Origin of the sequence: Clostridium sp., assembly GCF_016650095.1 — a bacterium.
GTDB lineage: Bacteria > Bacillota > Clostridia > Clostridiales > Clostridiaceae > Clostridium_AD.
Genome location: NZ_JAENWL010000398.1, coordinates 1 through 3,281, shown reverse-complemented (window position 1 = coordinate 3,281; position 3,281 = coordinate 1). Strand labels below are relative to the sequence as shown.

Annotated in this window: 4 protein-coding genes; all 4 read left to right on the top strand. The window is 35.1% G+C overall.

The genetic code is table 11. The features are described from left to right. The coding region (locus JJE11_RS16985; protein ID WP_291637757.1) for an NIL domain-containing protein at positions 1-377 on the top strand (377 nt) is incomplete at its 5' end. Beyond that, on the top strand, positions 367-1,026 hold the full coding sequence (locus JJE11_RS16980; RefSeq protein WP_291637760.1) for a methionine ABC transporter permease: 660 nt from the start codon (positions 367-369) through the stop codon (positions 1,024-1,026). The genes JJE11_RS16985 and JJE11_RS16980, both read left to right, overlap by 11 nt. A 20-nt stretch (positions 1,027-1,046) precedes the next feature. Beyond that, a complete protein-coding gene (locus JJE11_RS16975; protein WP_291637755.1) occupies positions 1,047-2,375 on the top strand; it encodes an AMP-binding protein in 1,329 nt (442 codons plus the stop codon). A gap of 49 nt (positions 2,376-2,424) precedes the next feature. Further along, positions 2,425-3,281, top strand: an 857-nt coding sequence (locus JJE11_RS16970) for a pyridoxal phosphate-dependent aminotransferase (protein ID WP_291637753.1), incomplete at its 3' end; no start/stop codon positions are given.

The following is a 3,281-nucleotide window of genomic DNA, read 5'->3' as shown; positions in this document are numbered from 1 at the left end:
TGGATAAAGGTAAGGTTGTAGAGGAAGCGGCGGTTTACGATTTATTTACACAACCACAACATGAATTCACAAAACAACTTTTAGAACATTCCTCAAAATTCGAGTTACCAGAAGAGCTTATTAAAAGTTTAAAAGGTTCTATTGTAAAAATTGAATATATTGGAGACACCGCTACTGAACCTGTATTATCAAGGCTTTCAACTAAATATAATATAGTTTTTAATATACTTCATGGGAAAATAGAGTACATTAGAGATTTACCTGTGGGAGTATTGTATTTAAATATAAGTGGTAGTGAAGAAAGCATAAGAGAGGCTATAGAATACCTAAAAAATAGCACGTATAGTGTGGAGGTGATTAACTATGATGTCAAATAATTTTAACCTTCTTGAAGAATTAAAATTAGCACTTAATGAAACCTTTCTTATGGTTTCGGTGTCACTTGTAGCTGCCATAATAATTGGAGGGCTCCTTGGGCTTTTACTTTTTTTAAGTTCCAATCATTTATTTTTTAAAAACAGAGTGTTAAATGAAATTTCAGGTATTATCATAAATATAATAAGATCAATACCATTTATAATACTTTTAGTACTCCTTATACCAATTAGTAAGGCAATTGTGCATACAACTATCGGACCAACTGCTGTTATAGTACCACTTTCAATATCTGCAATAGCCTTTTATGCAAGGCTTTCAGAGGCTTCTTTTGGCGATGTAAGTAAAGGCGTCTTGGAGTCAGCAGTAGCTTCTGGCGCTAAAGTTATAGATATAATTACTGGCATACTTATTCCAGAAGCACTTCCGCAGCTTATAAATGGAATAACAATAACCGCTATTTCTCTTATTGGATTTTCAGCTATGGCAGGTACTGTTGGTGGTGGCGGCATAGGGAATTTAGCTATTCGGTACGGATATCAACGTTACAATACAACAGTAATGATAACAAGCGTTGTAGTATTAGTTGTAATAGTTCAAGCCTTGCAATTGCTAGGTGATTATTCTTCAAGGAGAGTAAATAAAAAATAAATTTAGGAGGCGTATTAATAATGAGTGAGAGAAAATACTGGAATGAGGAAATAGAAACGTTACCGAGGGCAGAGATTGATAAACTCCAAGAGAGAGAACTTAAGGAAATATTAGAATTTTCATATAGTAATTCTGTGTACTATAAGGAAGCTTTTGATGCAGTCGGTGTAAAACCATCGGATTTTCAAAAACTTTCAGATATAACAAAATTTCCATTTGTAAATAAACAGATAGAACGTGAACGTCAACTTAAAAGTCCGATTTTAGGCGATATGCTTGCTGTAAGCGAGGATGAAGTAGTTTTCGTTTCAGCTTCAAGTGGGTCAACTGGGGTTCCTACATTAAGCCCTTTTACAAAACAGGATTTTGATGAATTTCAAGATGTTGAAAGTAGACTTTTTTATGGAGCAGGAATGAGGAAAAGTGATAGATATGTTCACGCTCTTAACTTTTCACTGTTTGTAGGAGGACCTGATGTTATTGGTGCTCAAAACCTTGGTGCACTATGTATATGGGCAGGGACAATACCTTCAGAAAGACTTTTATTTATTTTAAAAGAGTTTCAGCCAACTATTATTTGGACGACGCCTTCATATGCTTGGTTTCTCGGGGAAACCGCTAAAAAACATGGAATTGATCCAGCTAAGGATTTATCAATAAAAAAAATTATAGTTGCAGGAGAGGCTGGTGGCTCCATTGAAGCAACAAGAAGTGCTATTGAGAAGCTTTGGGGAGCGGAGGTTTATGATTTCTTTGGAATATCTGATATATTTGGCGCTTGTGCAGGTATGTGTGAAGCTAGAAATGGACTTCATGTTGCTGAAGACCACTTGCTAGTTGAAGTTTTAGATTTAGAAACAGGGATACCAGTACCTGATGGTGACCGTGGGGAAATAGTACTTACAACTTTAAGAAAAAAAGCACGTCCTATGATACGATTTAGGACAGGAGATATTGGTGTTGTTGATCGCTCGCCGTGTACTTGTGGAAGAACACATGCTAGAATAAATATAGCTGGAAGGCTAGATGATATGTTCATAGTTTCTGGGGTTAATGTATTCCCTAGTGATATAGAATTTGTTATTCGCGGAGTTAAAGGAATTACAGGAGAATATGTTATTCGTATTTCAGAAGAAAATTTTACTGTTAAATATGTAGTAGAAATAGAAAAATCAGTAGATAACAAAGAAACTAATGAAGAAGTAAAAGCCAAAGTTTCTGCAGTACTTAAGACAAGACTAGGAGTTAAACCAAAAGAAGTTGTAGTGCTAGAGGATGGAACTATACCACGGGCAACTCATAAGGCTAAACGTCTTATAGATGAAAGAAAATTAAATTATACTATATAGGTAGTAAATTTACAGTTTAAAATAATAAACTACAAAAAGGGAGTGCATTATGCCAAAATTAAGTAATCGAGTAGGCTTTTTTACTGAATCTATAATTAGGAAAATGACAAGAATTTCAAATGAATATAATGCAGTAAATCTTTCACAAGGATTTCCAGACTTTGACCCACCGAAGGAACTATTAAATTCCTTAGGGGATATTGCACCCAAAGGGCCTCATCAATATGCAGTTACTTGGGGTGCTCAGAATTTTAGAGAAGCACTCGCGAAAAAGCAGTCGAAATTTATGGGGAGATACATTGATTCAAATAGCGAGATAGTTGTAACTTGTGGAAGTACAGAAGCGATGATGGTGGCAATGATGACAGTCTGCAATCCAGGTGATAAGGTTATAGTCTTTTCTCCTTTTTATGAAAATTATGCTGCAGATGCTATTTTATCTGGAGCAGAACCTATATTTGTTTCCCTTAAACCACCAAGCTTTAACTTTGATGCTAATGAATTAGAAGCGGCTTTTAAACAAAAACCTAAAGCACTTATACTATGTAATCCATCAAACCCAACTGGAAAGGTATTTACTTATGATGAACTTAAAATTATTGCTGATTTAGCTGAAAAATATGATGCTTTTGTAATTACAGATGAGGTTTATGAGCACATAATCTATGCACCTTATAAACATACTTATTTTGCATCACTTCCTAATATGTTCGAGCGGACTATTTCTTGTAGCTCGCTATCAAAAACATATTCAATAACTGGGTGGAGACTCGGCTACATTATAGCACCAGAAAGAATTGTTGATGCCGCAAAAAAAGTTCATGATTTTCTAACAGTTGGAGCAGCAGCACCACTTCAAGAAGCAGCGGTTACAGCCCTTAATTTTGAAGATGCTTATTATGCTGG

Coding starts and splice junctions, on each gene's coding strand:
- JJE11_RS16980 (WP_291637760.1), top strand. CDS start 367: ATGTCAAATAATTTTAACCTTCTTGAAGAATTAAAATTAGCACTTAAT.
- JJE11_RS16975 (WP_291637755.1), top strand. CDS start 1,047: ATGAGTGAGAGAAAATACTGGAATGAGGAAATAGAAACGTTACCGAGG.